Here is a 21,432-nt window from a genome sequence, read left to right on the forward strand (position 1 = left end):
AATTAAAATAAAGAGGCTTGATATTATGCCTCAATATGATTTGTATTAGTAGTTTGAGCTGATCAGAGGTAATATTGGTTTGACGCTCCTAATGGGTTACTTAATTTAGAGGAGTTTTTAAGAAGGACAAGTATCATCTGCAATAACACCCTATATAGCTACAAATGAGCTGTTTCTATATACCATTCTAACATCACAAATATACACATATAGATTATGAAGCATGATATTCCAGCTATATGTATAAATCAATACACCAGTTCAAAATCACCCTTTAAGATGATATGGTCTGATGAGTCACCAATCATAATTTTAAACGCTCCAGGTTCAGTTCCCCATTTCATTTGTTGGTTATAGAACGAAAGCTTTTCTTTGTCCACGATGAAGGAGAGTGTTTTACTTTCACCAGGCTTCAGCATTACCTTCTGAAAATCCTTAAGCTCTTTAACGGGACGGGTTACACTAGCAAAAATATCTTGAATATAAAGTTGCACGACCTCTTCGCCAGCATAATTTCCAGTATTCTTGAGTGTACAACTAACTGTTAAGTTTTCCCCATCGCCAATTTTCGATTTGTTTAACACTAGATCAGACAAAGAAAAAGAGGTATAACTCAATCCATAACCAAAGGCATATCGAGGGGAATTGGGCATATCAATATAAGTAGAACGATACGCAATATCATGTTCATTGAGCGAAGGCCTACCCGTATTTTTAGCACTATAATAGATAGGAATCTGCCCTACAGACCTTGGAAAGGATATAGGAAGCTTTCCTGCAGGATTATAATCACCATATAAAACACTAGACATGGCGTTCCCAGCCTCACTACCCAACCACCAGGTATACAAGATAGCATCAGCATGATCGGCAGTCCAATTAAAGATAAGCGGTCGCCCAGCCATAATTAAAACGACAACAGGTTTCCCGGTAGCTTTTACAGCCTTAATCAAATCTTCCTGAATTCCAGGGATCCCAATACTCGTCCTGCTTTTTCCTTCGCCACTCATATCAAAAGTTTCACCCACAGCCATAACCACTATATCCGCTTTTTTCGCTGCCTCTATTGCTGCTGCAAAACCAGCTTTTGACGTGTCGGAGATTCCACAGCCTTCAGCATAAAGCAATTGCGTATTTTTTCCAACCTTATTTTGCAAACCTTCATACAGAGAAACCAGCTTATCATTATCCCATGTCACGGACCAAAAGCCCTTCATGTCGTTATTTGATTTTGCTAATGGCCCAATTACAGCAATTGTTTTAAGGTCTTTAGAAAGAGGTAATAACTGATTTTGATTTTTCAGTAATACGATACTTTTCTCTGCCACTTCAAGGGCCGCTTTACGATTTTCATCCGAATTTAAAATCTTCTTTTCTCTCGCTTCATTACTGAAACGGTAGGGATCTTCAAACAGGCCTAACTCAAACTTTTTAAGCAAAATTCTTCTTACGGCATCATCTACCAAATTCAGCGGAACCTTTTGCTCTTTAACTAATTGCACCAGGTTTTCTATATAACTATGGCTTTCCATATCCATATCACTTCCAGCTGTAATAGCTAGTAAAGCCGCTTCCTTATTATCTTTTGCAAATCCATGTGGAATCATCTCGCGAATAGAGCCCCAGTCGCTCACTACAAAGCCTGGATAATTCCATTTACCTTTCAAAATATCACGTTGTAAATAACGATTTCCCGTAGCCGGGATTCCATTTAAATCATTAAATGAATTCATGAAAGTAGCAACCCCTTCGTCCGCTGCGGCTTTAAAGGGAGGCAGGTAAACTTCCCATAAAAGTCTGTCGCTCATATCAACGGTATTATAATCACGACCTGCTATAGCGGCACCGTACGCTGCAAAATGTTTAGCACAGGCCATAACGGCATCCAAATTGCCCAATCCTTTGCCTTGAAAGCCTCTTACCCTGGCTCTGGCAATTAAAGAACCCAGGTAGGTATCCTCGCCAGCGCCTTCCATGACTCTTCCCCAGCGTGGGTCGCGGGATATATCAACCATAGGAGCAAATGTCCAGTGAATCCCGGATGCGGCAGCTTCTGTTGCTGCAACCCTTGCAGATTGTTCAATCGCTTTTAAATCCCAACTCGACGCTTCTGCAAGAGGAATTGGAAAGGTAACACGATAACCATGTATCACATCCAAACTAAATAACAAGGGAATTTTAAGACGCGATTGCATTGCAATTTTCTGTACATCACGTGTATCTTTAGCTCCCCGTACATTTAACATGGAGCCCACTTTCCCCTCTTTTATATCGGCATATTTGGTACTGTTAACAGTAACCGGACCCGTTGCTAAGCGTTCTCCAGTGTACTGATTCAATTGACCTACTTTTTCTTCAAGAGTCATTTTTGCCAGCAGGGCTTCTACCCTATCCTCATTCTTTGTCAGAGCAGGCTTTTTTTGAGCGTAAAGGAAAGTGTTAAAACACAAGAAAAAGAGCAAGCTCCATATCAGTTTTAAAGGTGGCATATAATTTTTATTAAGTTCAAATGTGCAGTTTTATCAGTATAAGTAGCTTATTACTATTTACACCTAATTATTCTATTTCTATTCCTTTGGGATACTTTTTAAAATAAAATTCAAATGAAAGATCCGGATACTTCACACTTGCCTTATTCATAATAAAGTGCATATCTCCATATCCAAATGGACCAATCTGTTGTGTTTCCCATTTCTTCTGTTCAGCAGCAAAAGGAATCAACCATTTGACTGCTGATCGAATACCCTTACCATCTTTAGTTTGTGTGTGCCAAAGATCAATACTCAGGTGATCTGATAGTATGGCCAGTTTACACCAGGCATCTAAGTTCATATTTACATAATCCCATGAATTTGTCCTGACCAATTCTAAAGGTTGCGCACCTTCAGACGTAAACTGCTGTTCTATTCTTGGAATTGTAAATTCATTGATTACTTTTTTCGCCAAAGCTATATTACCGGTAAAAAGTGCAAAATCAGCCACTTGCAAATCATAGTTGGTACCATGGTTATTCTTTTGAGTGTACTCATTTTTACCGTTTTCACTGTTCAATAACCAGTTCGTATATGCTTTATACCAATCCTTAACACCTTCAATTACTTTGTCATTTATGCTTTTACTTCCTGAAAATAAAGCAAGAGCATCCGGAATGACAATTAACCCGCGGGTTTCAATTATACCAATCCCTCTTCCTTCATTAAGACCAGGTACATATTGTCCGAAGTTTAAATTAGGATTCATCTTCGTGTTCGTATTTATAAACCAGGTTTCAAGGAGTAATTTGGCCCTTGATGCATACTTTTCATTTGCAGTGTAATAATAAGCCAATCCCAGTTTTTTCAATACCATACTCAAATCCCCTATCTGGCTCCGGTCATGCAGTAAGTAGATCTCCGGATTTCTTTTCCCATCCTTTCTGATATAAGGCTTACCATCAGGTTTATCCGGATCTGGCCACCAATAAGGAGCCTGACTCACATAATCGTGTTTGTCATTGGTTGGTGCCATCTTTGTTTTATTGAAAGTAACAGAAAAAGGGCCTGCAGTTAATACAACATCTGCTTGTTTAATGATTGATTTCACCTCTTTTATAGCCTCTGTATTACCCTGTAAATTCAACAATTTAGTTTTTTCTAATAATCGTTCATCTGTCAATAAGAAATCAGACTTATTTTGTGCTAATACCCTTATGCCCGAAAGGGAAACGAGCACTACTGAAAATAAAAGAAGCAACTTTTTAAAATTTATATTCATTGTTATTTACTTTCTACAGATCCAGATATTGAGTTTGCCAGATCTTAATATTTTGTTTAGTATACTCCTTGATACTGTTATTCATAAATTCATTTTACTGTATAGGAACAATCAGACCCATAAGATCTATTCCTTGTTATGATATAAGAGGCTTGGTTTATAATTGAATTCCTGGCATTTAGATTAAATTAAGATTCGTTGGGTAAAGGTAAAGCAGATTTAGTTATAAAAACAAGGACCATTATCATAAAATATTAATTATTAAGCATTTGCACAATCGTTCAATACGTTTCAACAAACTTCATACATACTCTACTGTGTTGATTAATAGCAGTAAATGATCAGTAATAAAACAATTCAATCTTATTATGATACGCTTCAATCGCAATAACAAAATGACGTACTATTTCAAAAATGATACAATACTTTAGAAGTCAAAGGCAAGAAATTGATATATAACCTACAGCTAGTTACACCAAACCAGTCTTACATCCGAATACAAGAATTTTATAATTGCTTTAGAATAGGCGTACACTCCAATACCATTTTACTCCAACCCTTCTCACCTGCGTTCTTAAGTTCCTTTTTACGTTCATCCAGAATCATTTTCATCTTACTGGCATACGCCCAACAAGTGCTCTGACGGATATCCAGTAATTCTGAGAGTTTGTGAGACGAGATTTTGCCCTTGGTAGAATATACCAGAAAAAGCATATAAAACGCTTTATTAATAGGGATCCTGCTATTTTGAAATATGGTATAACAAATTACGGACTCTTCGTAACGGCATTTCGTACACCTGCGGCTGTAAGGAAGCTGTCCAGCAAGATAATTCGTGTTGGCACACTTTCGGCAACAATACCCAGTTTCCCATTTTAGTTTTGATAGAAATTTAAAACAAGTTTCCCTGTCTGGATAAATGGTACTAAACTCAGTAAAATCTACATCCTGCGACATAACACGGGCATGAGTAACCTTTTCTATGTTAACATGAAGTTCCTGATTATCTTTTTTAAGCAATACATTCATTCTGGAGATCTCTTCTGCCTGCTGTTTCAATAAGTCATTAACAGCAGTTAATTTTTCATTTTGCTGTCCAATTATAGAGGCCTTTTCCACAACTTCACTTGTACGTTCTTCGACTAATAAAGCTAATTCTTCATTTAAAGTATCTTTAAGCGTCTCATTAATTCGCAACTGGTGGATCATTCTTTTTTGTGCCTTATCCTTCTTTTTACGAAGATGCCGCACACTATCACCTATAGCAAATGATACCAGTACCATCTCCATAACAAAGCAAAAGCTTAAACTGTAATGTGTTACTGGTCCATAAGGAAGCCAACTCACATTTATCAGGATCAAAATCTTTATAATGAATCCAATAAACAAAAAGCTATACCCGATCACAAAGAAACGAGCTGGCTTATGCCCCTTTATATAAATATAAATACCTGAAGATAAAGCAACAATAAGCGGAATAATTTCAATCAGTTTATAAGTAAACAGATTAGTATCAATTAGACAAGCAGCGAAAAAAACAACCCTTAAAATCATAACCCCAATAAATACCTTATATAATTGAGGTGCCCGCGAACGGATATATAAAAAGTTGATAGTAAATAATAACCCGAATATACTACTCAGGAACAAAGCTATGCCATATGAATATTGGTTCCAAAAAGGATTATCCGGCCATAGGTATTGAAATGAGATTCCATCAATACACATTTCATAAAACCCAATACTTATATTATAGAGCACATAATATAAATACTGTTTTTGCCTTATAGCAATGAACATTAACAGATTATATAAGCTGAACACAATGATCATTCCATAAAAAATACCAAAAAACAAGTACTCATCTACGGCATACTCCACAAACTTTTTAATTGTTCGAAGTACTACTATTATACTTGCAGACTGTGATGAGTAAACCCGGATATAGTAAACTCCGTCACCATGTGCTTGTCGGTCAATATTGAAAGTGAAATTTTTATGCTGAAACTCCCTTTTATTAAAGGCATATTGATCACCAAATTTGTATGCTTTATAGGCCTGATTACCTATAGGAGCGAATAAAGTGATATCGTCTATGGTCTGATCGAAAAACTCAAGGATCCAATTCTCTTTTGATTCTTTCTTCTGGTTAATTCGGATTCTAAACCAGTGGTAGGAATTGAGATTGAATATTTTAGGGGTATAAATCTTATTAGGACGAAATTGCTTACTGATTTCAGGCTTTAGAATATCCTGTATAGATAATAACCCTTTAGGATCTTCCAGACTCTCTATTTCAGAATAAGAAAATATATGCTGAGGCACAGTGTCATCGATCTCCACTATTTTTTGTGCGTGTAAACCGCTACTAAAAAGTAACAGGAAAAGACATAAAACAACATGATTCGTACGAAGAATATTAATATAAAGGCCCTTCAGACTTATTAGCAGTAAATTAAAGTTCATTTTGTAGGTTAAAGCAAAGCACAAAACAGGAATTTATTGAATAGAAGTTTGGTCATTAGTTAATGACCAAATGTATTACTATTCGACTAGATATCCATATAAAACTAAATTACTGACAAACAGAGCCTTACGAACCTATCTATACGCTTGAGTAACACTACTTTACGGGCCTTGGTAGTTGCATAAACAGAACAGATACTTATTCAAATCCGATTCAATTCTTTAATGAATACGATTATTCCTCTAATTTACCTTAGCTTTAACACATGCAATACCTTAAACGGTATACATACAATTTTAAATTCGAACCTAACCAATTAGATATGAAAAAAACGATTTACTTATTGGCTATTAGTTTCCTGTTTTCCATACAGGTTTTTTCCCAGGATAAGATCTACAAGAAAAATGGAGAAGTAGTGGAAGCAAAAGTCATTGAAATTGGTGAGGCAGAGATCAAGTATAAAGTATTTACCGATCAGGATGGGCCAACTTATTCAGTAGATAAAGACCGGATTGCCAAAATATTGTATCATAATGGAAGAGAGGAGACCTATCTAAATAGTTTAAAAGACACCTCTCTTTATACGGGTCAGGCTAAAAAAGCGATTAAGTTGAACTTCCTATCCCCACTAATAGGTTATACACAACTCAGTTATGAACAGAATTTAAAGCCTGGACGGAGTTATGAACTCACAATGGGGATCATTGGACTTGGCAAACGGCAGAAAACAGAAGAATACAATTATTACTCGGATGGTCCATCTACATCAAACACGTATTACAGAAAAGCAGCAGGAGTTTTTCTTGGTGCAGGTTATAAGTTTGTTAAGCTCCCTAACTTTGTGCGAAATGGAGATAAATACAGCCATCTCCTACAAGGTGCCTATGCAAAACCAGAATTTATTTTAGGAGGATATTCACAAGTTCCCGCAGAAAATTCCTTTTATGAGCAATCAACTAATAGGATTGATGAAAAAGAAACCATATTATTCGGAGCATTTATTATTAACCTGGGAAAACAATGGATCTTGGGAGATTCCTTTCTTTTAGATCTCTATGTTGGGATGGGCTATGCCATAGACAATGAGGATAACAGTACATACGATAGCTACAACGGCAATCATTTTGGGTTGAATATCGCAGGTGATAGCGGAATAGGATTCACAGGAGGTCTAAAAGTTGGTCTCTTGCTCAATAAAAAGAAAAAGTAACAACACAATAATTTCTATAAATTTTGCTATTCCCAACCATAAAGATATTATTCGAGCAGCACCTATCCTAATTAACCAGGATAGGTCTCTTTTACTTTTACAACCGATCTGGTGACCAGAATTTCCAATATAGAAAGGTCTACATCAGCCAGTTTCTTTATGTAAAGGCAACCCTTCCCCGCTTTGTACTTTCCTAATTTTTGCATCAGGTCTTCTTTTTCCATATCGTAAGGCATCAGGTAAAGCGAAATATTACTTTTTCTTGGAGAAAATCTAACCAGACACATATCTCCATCAGGACCGCTGGTATATTTATAATGGTATTTATCAAAGCCAACAATAGCAGTACCCCACATGGCTGACGGCTCAGCAGTAACTTTTTCCATTAAATTAGCTATGATATAACAATCCCACCGCAAGTTATCATCTGTTACACCATTCAAAAAGCGATCAACAGACCCAGTAGTAACTTTGGTTTTAATTTCGGCCATCGCTGCAAATCGATAGATCTAACAAAAATCATTTTAAGTTAATCATTTTAACAATTTTAACCATCAAAAAAAACGAATCCCCCTCACCTTATTCTGCATCAATCCTAATATTAGCCCAATGTTAATCCTCTGATTAATAATGACAAAAAGCATATTTGATTAGAATCACTTATTAAAGCTTGTTTTTAGATAAACCTCGTTGTAACTTTGACTTTATACAACAGAAATACCTTATTTCAATCTTCATAATTGGTTCAGATTAATTAATTATGTCCAATGATCTTTAATTTCTTTTATAATTTAACTTCAATAAATAGATATGATCATTCAATGCGTAATAATATTCGGCTGTCTGGCATTGGGCGAATTAATAGTAAGTATTACCGGATTGAAACTCCCCTCGAGCATCATTGGTTTAATTCTACTCACTGTCTTCCTAAAGATTGGTTGGGTAAAAATTAAGTGGGTAAAGGGAATTTCAGATTTTTTATCCTCTAATCTTGCTTTCTTTTTCGTACCCTCAGGCGTTGCAATCATGCTTTATCTCGATGTGATCCGGGATTCCTTTCTCCCCATAGTAGTTGCCGCGTTCGGAAGTACAGTCATTATTCTGGCAGTAACCGGCTGGGTTCATCAGATTATCCGTAAAAAGCTATGAGAGCATTTTTAGAAGGTCATATATTCATCATCTCCTTTACTTTTTTAGTCTATTTTTTAGCACAAAGGCTGCAAAAGAAAACGAAGCTCATCATATTGAACCCCATATTGGTATCCATCATCATCATCATTGTTTTCTTGTCGCTATTGAAAATTAATTATGAAGTGTATCATGAGGGAAGTAAACTGATCGATTTTTTTCTTAAACCTGCTGTAGTGTCATTAGGAGTACCTTTATACCTGCAACTTGAAAAAATAAGAAAGCAAACTTTACACATTTTTGTATCGCAATTAGCAGGCTGTATCGCAGGAATCGTCAGCGTGGTTCTTATCGCAAAAGCAATGGGAGCTCCTCATGAAGTGATCTTGTCTTTAGCGCCAAAATCGGTTACAACCCCTATCGCAATAGAAGTATCCAAAGCAATAGGCGGCATTCCACCCCTCACCGCTTCAGTAGTTATTGTTGTTGGGATCTTTGGTTCTATCTTTGGCTATGCAATAATGAAGTTATTTGGTATCAATAATCCCGTTTCTCAGGGATTATCTATGGGTACAGCTGCTCATGCCGTAGGTACATCAAAGTCTATGGAAATCAGCCCTACTTTTGGAGCTTTCTCCAGTTTGGGACTGATTCTTAATGGAATTTTTACAGCAATCCTGACTCCCTATATTTTGGAACTTATGGGCTTCTGGATTAAATTTTAAAATAAGTTTTCCACAGATAAATAACGTTCACCGGTATCATAGTTAAAAGTAAGTATGGTACTTCCTTCCGGAAATTCAACAGATTTTTTAGCAATTGCCGCTAATGATGCACCGGTACTTATCCCTGCTAAAATACCCTCTTCTTTAGCTAGTCGACGAGTATAGTCATATGCCTCTTCTTTATTTACCTGAATCACTCCATCAAGGATCTCCATATTCATGATGGAGGGGATAAAGCCAGCTCCGATACCCTGTAGTGGATGGGGTGCCGGACTTCCACCACTTAATACCGGTGAAAGAGTTGGTTCAACTGCAAAGACCTTTATAGCAGGAAAATGAGCTTTTAATACTTCGGCCACACCTGTAAGGTGTCCGCCCGTACCAACCCCTGTAATCAGATAATCAATACCTTCTGGAAAGTCAGCTAAAATCTCCTGAGCTGTAGTTCTGCTATGCACCGCTACATTAGCCGGATTTTGGAATTGCTGAGGAATAAAAGCATCCTTAATTGTGTCAGCCAGTTCTGTTGCTTTTTCTATTGCACCTTTCATTCCTTTTTCGCGGGGTGTAAGCACAAATTCTGCTCCATATGCCTGCATGAGTTTACGACGCTCAACGCTCATTGAGTCGGGCATAACCAGGATCAGTTTATAGCCTTTCACTGCTGCTACCAAAGCTAATCCAATACCAGTATTTCCAGAAGTAGGTTCAATGATAACGCTTCCCTCGGTAAGAATTCCTCTTTCTTCAGCGTCCTCGATCATCGCTAATGCGATCCGGTCTTTAATACTCGCGCCAGGATTACTCTTCTCTAGTTTGATCCAAACGTGCTGTGTACCTCCAAAAAGCTTGTTCAAGCGAACATGTGGGGTATTGCCTATAGTAGTTAAAATATTTTGATGTTTCATAATTCTATTTTAGGGTTTTAACGGATGATGAAAGGTACATTTTTGTATTCTGAAATACTTTGCTATTGTCAGCCAAAACAAAGATATGCTTTTAGTGAAGCAGTAAATGATTATGTTCATCAAGTATATCTTATTTCATTTTTAAAAGATTTCAATTTTAACCTGTAATATTGACTTTGACCGTTCCTGGTCTACTCATTTAATGACTTTAATCAATTTTCAAACAGCCTTTTATATTCATTTCGTTGTGAAAGAATTGAATGCTTAATTTCAAAAAGCACTGTAATAAAACAAAACAACACGGTTCTCTTTATGACTTGCATATAAGTAAATGCAAGAATAAGCTAATAAAACTCCGATGTAATTCCGACTTAAACACCCTACAGTCGGACTTATACTGGATTCATATTGCATTATTATTGCTATCATTAAATTGAAATGCTCTATTTAGCTGTACTCTACCACCACAAATGATTTCCCAAACATACATTCAAATTTTACCATTTATATAAATCTTTATCTACTTTTATTAGATGACAGAAATTTTGGATTGGGAAAGAATTTTGCTGAACGATATGCCGGTTACCTTCTTACTGGAGGTTGTACTACGCTCGGTGGTGATGTTTGTAATTATTACAATTACCTTAAGAGCATCGGGTAAAAGAGGAATTAAGCAACTCTCAATTTTTGAATTAGTTCTAATCATTGGATTAGGTTCAGCCGCAGGCGATCCCATGTTTTATGAAGATGTAGGCATCTTACCAGCCCTAACCGTTTTCATTGTAATCATTTCACTTTATATTGGAATCACAAAATTAACAGATAAATTCAGGTGGTTTGAACTTATATTAGAAGGTAAGCCCCTTTATGTCATCAGGGAAGGTAACCTTATTATGGATTCGTTTAAAGAATCCGGATTGTCGAAAGATGAATTTTTCTCTGAGCTCCGGCAACAAAATGTGGAACACCTGGGACAGGTTAAAACAGTGCTTATTGAAACATCCGGCGAAATAAGTATTCTTTTTTATCCCGATGAAGAGGTGAAACCCGGACTTCCTATATTTCCTCATGAACTTACAGAAGCGACAAAAGACATCCCCTTATCGGGATTGTTCTGTTGTTCACAATGTGGTCAGCTTGATACACTTCCGGCAGGGACACATCATTGTTCGGGATGCACTTGTGAGGAATGGGTAACGCCATCACAATCCAAACGAATTGCCTGATTTCTCTAAAAAAATAACCCGTTTAGCACTACTCTTGAAAGAGTACATGCTAAACGGGTTTTATAATCGCTACTAACCCAATACGCTTATTCAGCTGTTTTAAGGAATGTAGTCATTTTAACAACAAAATCATTATGCGTAGTCATCCAATTACCTACAGCTTCAGCTTCATCATCGTTATTTTCAAGTGCGGCCATCAATGATCCTAATTCCACATCGTTCAACTGGAAGTTACTAAAAAAGGCTTTAACTTCCGGATTAGATGCTGCAAATGTTTTATTTGCTATAGTTTGAATGGTTTCAACACTTCCGAAAACAGCTTTAGGATCATTCAGGAATTTCAGTTTATAGGTACTGAAAATATAATGAGGAGACCAGCCTGTGATGATGATAGGTTCTTTAGCATCTACACTTTTCTTTAAAACGGCAAGCATTGCAGCCTCACTGGCAGATTGGAGCTCAAGTTTAAGATCGTAATCCTTGATCGCCATTTCGGCTTTACTCATAATTCCTGCACCGGCATCAATACCAACAATTTTACCCTTAAAAAGAGCTGTATTCGCATTCAGCTCATCGATACTGTTGACGTTCACATATTCAGGAACCACAAAGCCGATCCGGGCATTTTGGAAATTTGTACCTAGAACTTCTAGGTTTTCTCCATATTTATCCATGTATTCTTTATGCGTAATTGGCATCCAGGTATCCATAAAAATATCTGCATCACCACCTGCAACGGCAGCAAACACAGGTGCCACGTCCGCATTTTTCAATTCTACGGTATAACCTTCTTTTTCAAGTAAAGCTTGCGACAACTTGGTCATAGCAACACCCTCTGCCCAGTTTACATAAGCGATGGTTACCTTTTTATTATTTACTTTTTGTTCGCATGAATAAATCATAACGACTGACAATATTAGAAGGAATGTACTTATTTTTCTTTTCATCATATTATATATTTAAAGTTCATTGATTTTAAGCTTTAGCGCTTGTTTTTAATCCGAAGGATTGGGTAATACGGTCGAGGATAATGGCTAGAATTACTACAGCAATTCCACCTTCAAACCCTAATCCGATTTTTAATTGGGTGATTCCCTTTAGCACCACTTCACCAAGTCCACCTGCAGCAATCATAGCTGAAATGACTACCATAGAGAGTGCCATCATAATGGTTTGATTTACACCGGCCAATATAGTTGGCAAAGCCAGGGGTAACTCCACTTTAAAAAGCAGTTGCCTTGACGAAGCTCCAAAAGAACGTGTAGCTTCTACAATATCTTTAGGCACCTGCCTTAGTCCCAATGTAGTTAAACGAACTGCTGGCGGCATGGAAAAGATCACGGTAGCAAATGCTCCGGGAACCTTACCGAGTCCAAAGAATAATACTGCAGGAATCAAGTATACGAATGCCGGCATAGTTTGCATCAGGTCAAGCATTGGTCTAATCATCTTTCCCGCCAATTCATTTTTCGCTGCCCAGATTCCTAAAGGAATGCCTAATAGAAGAGCGATAAAAGCTGATGATAGGATTAGTGCGAGTGTGGCCATGGTTTCTGCCCAGTATCCCATACCCCAAATAAGCGATAAGCCAGCCAGGGTAAAGAGCATAATTCCCCAACCTGTACGTTTCCATGCCAGAAAAGCGACAAGAATGATGATAACATAAAAGGGTGGGAACATCAGTACCCATTCTACTGAATTTACAATAGATTCTACGACGACTTTCACCGCATCAAAAAAGGGTGCAAAATTGAGCGTGAGCCAGTTAATGAACTGCTCTATATAATCTCCAATATGTATCATCTTATATTATTTCTTTATGAATTTTATCAATAGGACTTTCAGTTCCGTGATCCCAATTAATTCCTGTTGTTTCGATCAGCAACGAGGTTTGTGCTACAACACCAATCAGTTTATGTGTATCCTTGTCTATCACAGGAACAACTCTTCCGTTTTCTGCAATAAAAGGAAGCATCTGTTCTACCGTGGTATCTGCATAAGCGACAGGCACGTCTTTAATGATCGCATTTTTAATAGTTTTCTCTCCCTGCGCCTTGATTTCGAGGACATCTCTGAGATAAACAAAACCCAGAAAGTGTTTATCAATGGATACAGCAGGCAAAGTGGTTAATCCTGACGTCCGCATCTTACGTAAGGTTCCTTCTATACCATCCTTCAAATAGATGGCTACAGTAGGTTTATCAAACATCAGGCTCCCTGCGGTAATGATTGATTTACGATCGACTTTCTCTACAAAAGAGGATACATAATCTGTAGCAGGGTTGGTTAAGATATCTTCAGGTGTACCAATCTGTACAATCTCGCCATCTTTCATGATCGCTATACGGTCACCCAATTGGATAGCCTCGTCCAGGTCATGCGTAATAAACACAATCGTTTTATGCATTTTCTCCTGCAGATCAATCAGTTCATCCTGCATTTGCTTACGGATGAGCGGATCCAATGCAGAAAAAGCTTCATCCATCAGCAGAATTTCAGGGTCGTTGGCTAATGCTCTGGCTAGTCCTACCCTTTGTTGCATCCCTCCAGAGAGGGAGGCTGTATGTTGGTTTTCATATCCCTGAAGGCCAACAAGATCAATGACCGATTTTGCTTTTTCCAAACGTTCCTTTTCAGGAATCTCCTGAAGCTCCAGTCCGAAAGCTACATTTTCAATCACTGATCGATGAGGTAATAAACCGAAGTTCTGAAAGACCATAGCCATTTCCTTACGACGCACCTTTTGCAATCCCTTATCATCCAGATTGGTAATGTTCACCTTATTCAGAATTACACTTCCGGAGGTCGGCTCAATTAAACGGTTGAGACAACGTAAGAGGCTGGATTTACCACTTCCAGACAAACCCATGATGACAAAAAACTCACCTTGTTTTATACTAAAACTTGCGTTTTTTACTGCTACCGTACAGCCTGTTTCTTTAAATATTTCCGCTTTGGTTTTACCTTGCTTCAGTAAAGTAAGTGCCTTTTCCTTTTCGTGGCCAAACAGGAGTGTGAGGTCTTCTATTTTAAGTTTTGACATGTTGTTTTTATATTAGAAATAGTAACCGAAGTTGATATTAAACCGGCTATGCCATTGTGAATCGGGTTCACCTGAGGATAAACCATTTTGCCAGTCGGGTCCTAACCAGGGTTGGTTTTTACCTGAGGCCAAATCCACATAAGTAGTTAACCTTCCGGCACTCAGCATACATCCGAGGACATTCATCTGGGTGTCATCAAATCTGGCTTGCGTTTTATCCATATAAGAATAGTTCTCGTAAAAAGTTAAAGAAGTAACAGGTCCAAGTTTTACAGGCTGTGTATAGGCGAACGAAGCGGTATGGAGATACGCCTTTCGGGCAACACCATAGGTAGCTCCATAAGCAGCCATTTCAATCACATCTTTGTGTTGTGCAGAGTCAGATAGGTTGTATTGGTAATACATCGATTGGAGCTTTACATTCAGCTTCCCATAATTCAGATCCGTATGTACAGCAGCAGCCCAACGAGCCCCCATCCTTCCAGTAGAAATATTATATACTCCTCCAAGCATACCAGATATTCCTATTCTTTTGTTTTGGGAAAGCAGGTATTCCGTCTTCAGGTTTCCCTGGTTTACTTCCTTATTTCTCCCGGCTACATCATAGGAATATCGGGAGGGATCTGTTGCTGTTTGATCTCCAAAGTCAAGTTCCATAGCATTTTTGAAGAATGCAACATTGTAAACCCAACGGTTTCTGCGTTGATGAAAATTAAGTCCCATTGAGAACTTATCTTCAAAACCTACATAATAGGGAAGGTTAAAGAACCAATTGTGCGAGTTATAAGTGGTATTCCCGAATGGGTTTTGAACTAATCCCACTGATAAATTAGTACTGTCGTTAAAATTATAAGTCACATACCCTTCTTTTAAAAAGCCTCCTCCTGAAGATTTTGGATAAAAACGATATTCGGCTTGGAAATCAAGTTTTTCAAAAGAAGCCTTTGCATTAATTCTGAACACATCTAATCCGAAGTCTCCTCCCCTTTTTACTTGTTCCTTTTTCCAGGAAGATAAATTGTAGTTGAATCTTAATGCGCCACCTATTTTGAGAGTAGGTTTGCTTTTTTCAGGCTGATCAGGTATTTTATTATTTGTGGGTATTGAATCCTGGGCTATTATTGGATTAGAGAACAAGAAAAACAGTGCTAAGCAGCATATTAGCTGTGTGGTTTTAAACATAAAAAAGAGTAAACAGACCAGTTTAATCACTGGGCATTTAAAAAATTAAAAAGAAATATAAAAATGAAAATCAGGGACTAAATCCCTCAGACATTTAAATAGATATAGTTGCTATTTTTATTGAATTAAGCACACAGATGGTGCTTGAATAGCGGACGTTTAATGTTACTATTTTAGTAAACTTATAAACTGAAATATGCGCAAATATAGATAATTTTTTGGCAGTAAGCAACTTGAAGGTCAATCTGTAAGAGCTAAATGGGGATTTTGAGTTCCCGACCAATACAAAAATAAGGTATTAAAGAGATGGTAAATCCCTATTAAATTGCAGTTTAAATAAAAACGGAAATACAATAAAGGAATGCTTACTTTTCAGTATTTTCCGTTATCGTATTTCCGTTAATGGTGTTGTTGTTGAAGAATAACTATTCTTATAACACAGCTGCTCATCAAGTTTTCATGAACGGTTACTGGCATAGCTGAATTGGCAATTACTTGGCTGTCGAGGTCGAAAAACCTATTACCAGTAACTGGATTGATTCCTGCAGGAACAGTTGTGTATGGGTGTTCATTATGCCAATCGCGAATAGTTTTCAAATGTCCAGCCACTGCTTCCTTTAACCGGACCCTAGCCGCATCATTCAAATTTAAGCCGGCAATCCAATCTGCAGCCTTCTTTTCGAGATCTGAATCTGACTTAGCACGTGTTTCTGCCGACATCGTGGTCTGTTGAGTTGGAGCTGACTGGCTTTGTGCATTTGAGGGAAACAGGGTAACAGCCAGTATGTCCATACCAAAAAGTTGTACTTGTATTGTTCTTTTCATCATCATCTAAAATTGGTCCGGTATCATCCTTTTATTATTTTCTTTTTTTTAGCAAAACGATTTGGTTATCAATCTACTATCAACTAAACAGGAAAATACATCTGGTTAAACTGGATCAAATCAAAGATAACTCAGCAGAAATAGGTATTGCTATACCATATTTTCATTGTACTATAATATGTTATCCTCAGAATAAGGCAAGAATCAGTCCCCTCATCATGGCATGAGGGGATTAATTTTACATTTTTACAGGATTACCATCTGGATCAAGCTCTACAATTTCGTAGCCTAGTTTTTCTAAACCCGGTTTAATGGTAGCTTTATCTCCTACCACAACAATACTCATTTTGTCTACAGTCAGGTATTTGCTGGACAAGGCATTTACCTGATCTTTTGTAATTCCCTGCAAAATGGCACTTTGTTGAGAAACGAATGAAAGGTCTAAGTTATATCGGATAATATTATTCAGGAAAGCAGCTTTCTGAAATGCAGTCTCGTATTTACGGGCATCACTTTGCCCCATTGCACTTTTGACAAATGCTAATTCCTGGTCAGTGATCCCTGTTTCTTCAAAACGCTTGATCTCTTTCATAAACTCAACAACGGAGCTGTCAGTTACATCAGAACGAACTCCGGCATAGGCGGTGTATGGACCAGCAGATTCAGAGCCGGAGAAATAAGAACCGGCACCATACGTGTAGCCCTTATCTTCGCGAAGGTTCAGGTTGATCCGGCTATTGAAGGCGCCTCCAAGGATATAATTCATGATATTAACCCGGTAGAACTCTCCGGTTGCGTCAAAAGGTAAAGCAATATAACCGATTCTTATTTCAGATTGTGCTGCTTTGTCTTTATTCACCAGAAAGATCTTTGTTTTTTCAATAGTTGCTACTTTCGGCGTCGCAGGCATTTCTACTGGTTTAGCTTCCCATTTTGAGAGGAAACCTAACTTAGGCATAATGGTATTCTGTTCTATGTCGCCTACAATGACGAGGTTAGTAACAGAAGGAGAAAAGTTGCTGCGATAGAAGTTCTTTACATCATCCAATGTTATAGCACTTACGCTTGAAGTTGTACCAATAACCGGAATGGAAAGGATATTATCATTACCATACAGCATTTTATTGTACACATTAGCAGCTACAACCGATGCCTGTGTGCTTTGGTTGGCAATAGACTCTAATGTTTGCTTTTTCAAACGATCAAAATCAGTTGAGTCAAACCGAGGGTATAACATCCGCTCTTCCAGCAAGACAAGTGTAGCATCCAGATTTTTAGTCAGCGACTGCATGGATACGGTCATTTGATCAGGACCCGCGCTAAAATTTATAGAAGAACCCAGTTTATCCAACTCGCTGCTCAATTGTTCAGAGGTATATTTTTTTGAAGATTCATTCAGCATGGCCGCGGTAAGAGAGGCTATACCTGCTTTACCTGGATTTTTAGCTTCTAGTTTATGTCCACCTTTGATTGAAAACAGCATGGATACCGTTGGCACTTCATCATTTTTAGTACCAATAACTTTGATCCCATTTCCAGCTTTATCATTCCAGAAGGGTGGTACTTTAATAACTGGGTTTGCTCCCGATCCTGGACGTTTTTTACGATCGAAAGTATCGGTCGCTTTTATATATTTCAAACCTGCATATTGATCCTTAGGAGGAACATAACCGGAGGAATCTACCGTGAAATTATCTGCATGTGCAACATCTGCCGATTTACCTTTAGGTACTACACTTAAAATTACAGCATGTTTACCTTTGATATACTTCGCGTAAACACGCATGACATCTTCGCGCGTTACCGCTTTATACCGCTTCAGGTCGTTTGGCAAGAAATTAGGGTTGCCTGTAAAAACCTGGTAGTTGGCCAATATAGATGTTTTACCATCCACACTGGATAGCTGGTCAATCTCATTAGCTTCGTAAGAAACCTTAAAACGGGTAAGTGCATCTTCGGAAACACCTGTTTTTTCAAATTCAACCAAAGATTCCCTTATTGTTTTCTCCATCTCAGCAAGGGTTTGACCAGGAAATGGTAATACCGAAATGCTGAATTCACCTGCCAATTCAGTGCATGGGTGTTGAGAACCAGCTTGAACTGCTTTCTGGCTTTTTACTAAGTTTTTATACAGGATTGAATTTTTACCCTGTCCCAGTATTTCGGCTAACAAATCCAGGGGAACTTCATCGGGATGAAAGTTGGGAACAGTAGGAAAAGTCATTTGAAGCAGTGGAAAACGCACATTGTCTTCATACGAAATATACTTGTCCTGAGTTAATACAGGAGCCGGCAGCTTCATGTTTTTAACTTCTACGCCTCGTTTGATAGGGCCAAAGTACTTCTCTGCTAGTTTGACAACCTGTGCCGGTGTAACATCCCCTCCCACAGTTAAAGTAGCGTTATTGGGACCGTACCAGCGTAAGAAAAAATTCTTCAGGTCTTGTACGTTTCCCCGATTTAAATCTCTCAGATAGCCAATAGTGGTCCATGAGTAGGGATGACCATAGGGATATAAAGCAGCTGTATTTTTCTCAAAAACCAATCCGTAGGGACGGTTGTCGTAGTTTTGACCACGCTCGTTTTTTACTGTAGCACGTTGAATTTCAAACTTCTTTTGGGTAACGGCATCCATTAAAAAACCCATACGGTCTGCTTCTAACCATAAAGCGGTTTCCAACTGGTTGCTGGGTAGGGTTTCAAAATAATTTGTTCTATCCCGATTCGTTGATCCATTTAAAGTTCCGCCAGCCTCAGAAACGATCTTGAAATGTTCTTCATCTGCTACGTTATCCGATCCCTGGAACATCATATGTTCGAAAAAATGCGCAAAACCTGACTTTCCAACTTCCTCACGTGCTGAGCCTACATGATAGGTTACGTCAACTTGTACAATAGGATCAGAATGGTCTTCATGAACTACTACGGTTAAACCATTTGGAAGAAGATATTTCTCGTAAGGGATAACCAATTCATTGCCTTTTCGAACTACCTTTTCGACTAATTTGGGTTTTAATGGTATTTTTTGGGCTTGGACCTGAGTTTGCCACGTCAACAATGTGAGGACACAAACAGCTAATTTGTAATGTTTAAGCATGAGAAAATGAGATTTAGTATACTGTAATAATACTAAAAATCAATAATAAAGGGAAAAACTAATGAACTAAATCATAAAGGATATTAAAACGTATCTGTTTAATAATTTTTGTCCCAAACCACTGGAAATTCTGAAGTAATTATACAATTTAAAGAATTATGAATAATTAAAACCATTTGAAGCAAACAAGGCCGACCTATTAAAGTCAGCCTTGTTTGCTTCAATGAAAGAGTTATGCTTATAAAGGATTGATGTTTGTATCAGGGCCACTATCACCTCTATTTGTACTACCAAAGCGGATGCCCTCGCGTTTAGAGTCTTCTTCATCCTCGTTGATTGCACCAAACCTGGTCTCATCCTTTAAATTATCTTCATCAATCAGATTTTCGTCTGCTGTTTCCCAGATGTTCTCCGATGTACCCATTTTTTTATTACTTTCCGAATTCGCTAAATCATCCAAAGTTTCACTATTACTTTTCGTTCCGATATCCTCGTTATCCAAAACGGATGGGTCCTGATCATGGCTTTGATCTATTGGAACTGTCTCATTCTCCTGCGGAACCCTACGATTACCATAGAATTTTTCTTCATTAAAATGATCATGTGTATAGAAGTCCGCTGCATTATAAGCTAGTGCATCACCAACTGTAGTTCCGGCCAGAATGCTTCTGATTTGAGATTCAGTGATGGGTGTTACATTGCCCTTTTCATAGGCAGGAAGAGACATGATCTGTGCCGTAGTAACATGAGGAACAATCACCTCGTCATCCTGTTCATGCAATTCGGCCAATCCAATAGGAATCAATATCGGACCATCCTTTTTTTCCACCGGCTCATTATCTTCCATGCTTAATTCCGTATCATCAAGATCTACAACCAGATAGCGTACTTTGCGTGATTCGGGACTAAAGAGCAATTCGGCCACTTCACCAATTTTATGTCCGTGTTCATTAACCACATCCCAGCCATTTACATTAGGCTGTCCGTCAACAATTTCAAAATCACTGCCACCCAGTTCAACCAGGTGACTATTTTCATTTATTTGATCATCTAAAGCCATCACATTTATTTTTTAGGTTATTATATAATTTGTAATTACTGATTTACCGCTTTGCCTGCGAATGCTACAATTTGTACATTTCTGTTTTGTTTTCTTCCGGATGCGGTTGCATTATTGCTCACGGGTTTAGATTCACCCAAGGAATGAACAGATATTTTATTCGCTTCTATATCTGCATTTTCAATCATCCAATTCTTTACAGCTTCTGCCCTTTCCGCTCCAAGTTGCTTATTATGTCCAACCGTACCAGTTGAATCTGTACTTCCATAAATACCGATAGATGCACCCTTAAAGCGTTTGTTCAGGGAAGATGATATTTGTTTCAGCTTAGCAGTTGCGCTTCCCTGAAGGATATTCTGATCTGTTGGAAAGATAACGTTCTCCCCGAGTGTGTAAATGGTGTAGGCATCATTACCACTTACTGAAATGTCTTTGTCTGTTACTTCATCATAAGAAGATTTAGGTGCATTAAAATCAACACTGCCCCAATCGGGTTCTGTAGTAGCAAGTACATTTGCGTCATTCATACCGGTAGTAGCTGTCGAATCTCCGGTACCGACTTTCACATTTGCCTCGTCACATCCTTTAAAAAAGAAAAATAAGATTGCCATTGCAATCAAAGCAAGTATAATCCAGATCCAACTTGAATTTGACCTTTTGGGTTGAACATTCAGTTCTGCCATGTTTTTTAATGTTTAAGTTTTAAATAGGGTTAGACAAAATTTAAAAGGAAAATCCTGCAAATAAAAAGAGCTATTTAATGAAAATGTTTTATTAAATAGAAAAAATGTGTTTATCGCTTTTTAAG

General features: G+C 37.9%; 17 protein-coding genes. 4 read left to right on the plus strand and 13 right to left on the minus strand.

Annotation, left to right across the window (positions count from 1 at the left end; translation table 11 throughout):
* Positions 1-248: 248 nt before the first annotated feature.
* The 3 genes from ADIARSV_RS11440 to ADIARSV_RS11450 form a co-directional block, all read right to left on the minus strand.
* A complete protein-coding gene (locus ADIARSV_RS11440) occupies positions 249-2,489 on the minus strand; it encodes a glycoside hydrolase family 3 N-terminal domain-containing protein (protein ID WP_016195681.1) in 2,241 nt (746 codons plus the stop codon).
* A 67-nt stretch (positions 2,490-2,556) separates the two neighbouring features.
* A complete protein-coding gene (locus tag ADIARSV_RS11445; protein ID WP_016195682.1) occupies positions 2,557-3,753 on the minus strand; it encodes an alginate lyase family protein in 1,197 nt (398 codons plus the stop codon).
* A gap of 507 nt (positions 3,754-4,260) precedes the next feature.
* Complete coding sequence (locus ADIARSV_RS11450; RefSeq protein ID WP_016195683.1) at positions 4,261-6,219, minus strand: 7TMR-DISM family protein; 1,959 nt, start codon at positions 6,217-6,219, stop codon at positions 4,261-4,263.
* A 323-nt stretch (positions 6,220-6,542) separates the two neighbouring features.
* Here ADIARSV_RS11450 and ADIARSV_RS11455 point away from each other — a divergent pair, with 323 nt between their 5' ends.
* Positions 6,543-7,430 (plus strand): hypothetical protein, encoded by an 888-nt coding sequence (locus tag ADIARSV_RS11455; protein ID WP_152439853.1) that lies wholly within the window; start codon positions 6,543-6,545, stop codon positions 7,428-7,430.
* 71 nt (positions 7,431-7,501) lie between these two features.
* Here ADIARSV_RS11455 and ADIARSV_RS11460 read toward each other — a convergent pair whose 3' ends face one another.
* Positions 7,502-7,921, minus strand: a complete 420-nt coding sequence (locus ADIARSV_RS11460; protein WP_016195685.1) for a DUF1801 domain-containing protein — start codon at positions 7,919-7,921, stop codon at positions 7,502-7,504.
* Positions 7,922-8,240: 319 nt separating this feature from the next.
* Between ADIARSV_RS11460 and ADIARSV_RS11465 the strand changes: the two genes are divergently transcribed.
* A complete protein-coding gene (locus ADIARSV_RS11465) occupies positions 8,241-8,579 on the plus strand; it encodes a CidA/LrgA family protein (RefSeq protein WP_040299873.1) in 339 nt (112 codons plus the stop codon).
* Positions 8,576-9,283 (plus strand): LrgB family protein, encoded by a 708-nt coding sequence (locus tag ADIARSV_RS11470; protein ID WP_016195687.1) that lies wholly within the window; start codon positions 8,576-8,578, stop codon positions 9,281-9,283. Before ADIARSV_RS11465 ends, ADIARSV_RS11470 begins: the two co-directional genes overlap by 4 nt.
* Here the strand turns inward: ADIARSV_RS11470 and cysK are convergent.
* Positions 9,280-10,191 (minus strand): cysteine synthase A, encoded by a 912-nt coding sequence (cysK, locus tag ADIARSV_RS11475; protein ID WP_016195688.1) that lies wholly within the window; start codon positions 10,189-10,191, stop codon positions 9,280-9,282. The two genes, ADIARSV_RS11470 and cysK, sit on opposite strands and share 4 nt — an antisense overlap.
* A gap of 533 nt (positions 10,192-10,724) precedes the next feature.
* Here cysK and ADIARSV_RS11480 point away from each other — a divergent pair.
* Positions 10,725-11,417: a DUF421 domain-containing protein gene (locus ADIARSV_RS11480; RefSeq protein ID WP_052017007.1), complete on the plus strand. Its 693-nt coding sequence runs from the start codon at positions 10,725-10,727 to the stop codon at positions 11,415-11,417.
* A gap of 86 nt (positions 11,418-11,503) precedes the next feature.
* On the opposite strand, the gene ADIARSV_RS11485 is transcribed toward ADIARSV_RS11480, so the two are convergent.
* The 8 genes from ADIARSV_RS11485 to ADIARSV_RS11520 form a co-directional block, all read right to left on the minus strand.
* The gene (locus ADIARSV_RS11485; RefSeq protein ID WP_016195691.1) at positions 11,504-12,367 is read right to left on the minus strand and encodes a glycine betaine ABC transporter substrate-binding protein; all 864 of its coding nucleotides are present in this window, start codon (positions 12,365-12,367) and stop codon (positions 11,504-11,506) included.
* Positions 12,368-12,392: 25 nt separating this feature from the next.
* Positions 12,393-13,220, minus strand: a complete 828-nt coding sequence (locus ADIARSV_RS11490) for an ABC transporter permease (RefSeq protein ID WP_016195692.1) — start codon at positions 13,218-13,220, stop codon at positions 12,393-12,395.
* Position 13,221: 1 nt separating this feature from the next.
* A complete protein-coding gene (locus ADIARSV_RS11495; protein WP_016195693.1) occupies positions 13,222-14,460 on the minus strand; it encodes a quaternary amine ABC transporter ATP-binding protein in 1,239 nt (412 codons plus the stop codon).
* A 12-nt stretch (positions 14,461-14,472) separates the two neighbouring features.
* Positions 14,473-15,642 carry a hypothetical protein gene (locus ADIARSV_RS11500; RefSeq protein ID WP_016195694.1) on the minus strand — a complete coding sequence of 390 codons (1,170 nt, stop codon included), beginning with the start codon at positions 15,640-15,642 and terminating at the stop codon, positions 14,473-14,475.
* Between the two features lie 399 nt (positions 15,643-16,041).
* On the minus strand, positions 16,042-16,467 hold the full coding sequence (locus ADIARSV_RS11505; RefSeq protein ID WP_235048409.1) for a DUF3826 domain-containing protein: 426 nt from the start codon (positions 16,465-16,467) through the stop codon (positions 16,042-16,044).
* A gap of 238 nt (positions 16,468-16,705) precedes the next feature.
* The gene (locus tag ADIARSV_RS11510; RefSeq protein ID WP_016195698.1) at positions 16,706-19,564 is read right to left on the minus strand and encodes a M16 family metallopeptidase; all 2,859 of its coding nucleotides are present in this window, start codon (positions 19,562-19,564) and stop codon (positions 16,706-16,708) included.
* A gap of 238 nt (positions 19,565-19,802) precedes the next feature.
* On the minus strand, positions 19,803-20,624 hold the full coding sequence (locus tag ADIARSV_RS11515) for a PRC-barrel domain-containing protein (RefSeq protein ID WP_016195699.1): 822 nt from the start codon (positions 20,622-20,624) through the stop codon (positions 19,803-19,805).
* A gap of 35 nt (positions 20,625-20,659) precedes the next feature.
* Positions 20,660-21,307: an OmpA family protein gene (locus ADIARSV_RS11520; RefSeq protein WP_016195700.1), complete on the minus strand. Its 648-nt coding sequence runs from the start codon at positions 21,305-21,307 to the stop codon at positions 20,660-20,662.
* Positions 21,308-21,432 lie beyond the last annotated feature (125 nt).

Origin of the sequence: Arcticibacter svalbardensis MN12-7, from assembly GCF_000403135.1 — a bacterium.
Classification (GTDB): domain Bacteria; phylum Bacteroidota; class Bacteroidia; order Sphingobacteriales; family Sphingobacteriaceae; genus Arcticibacter; species Arcticibacter svalbardensis.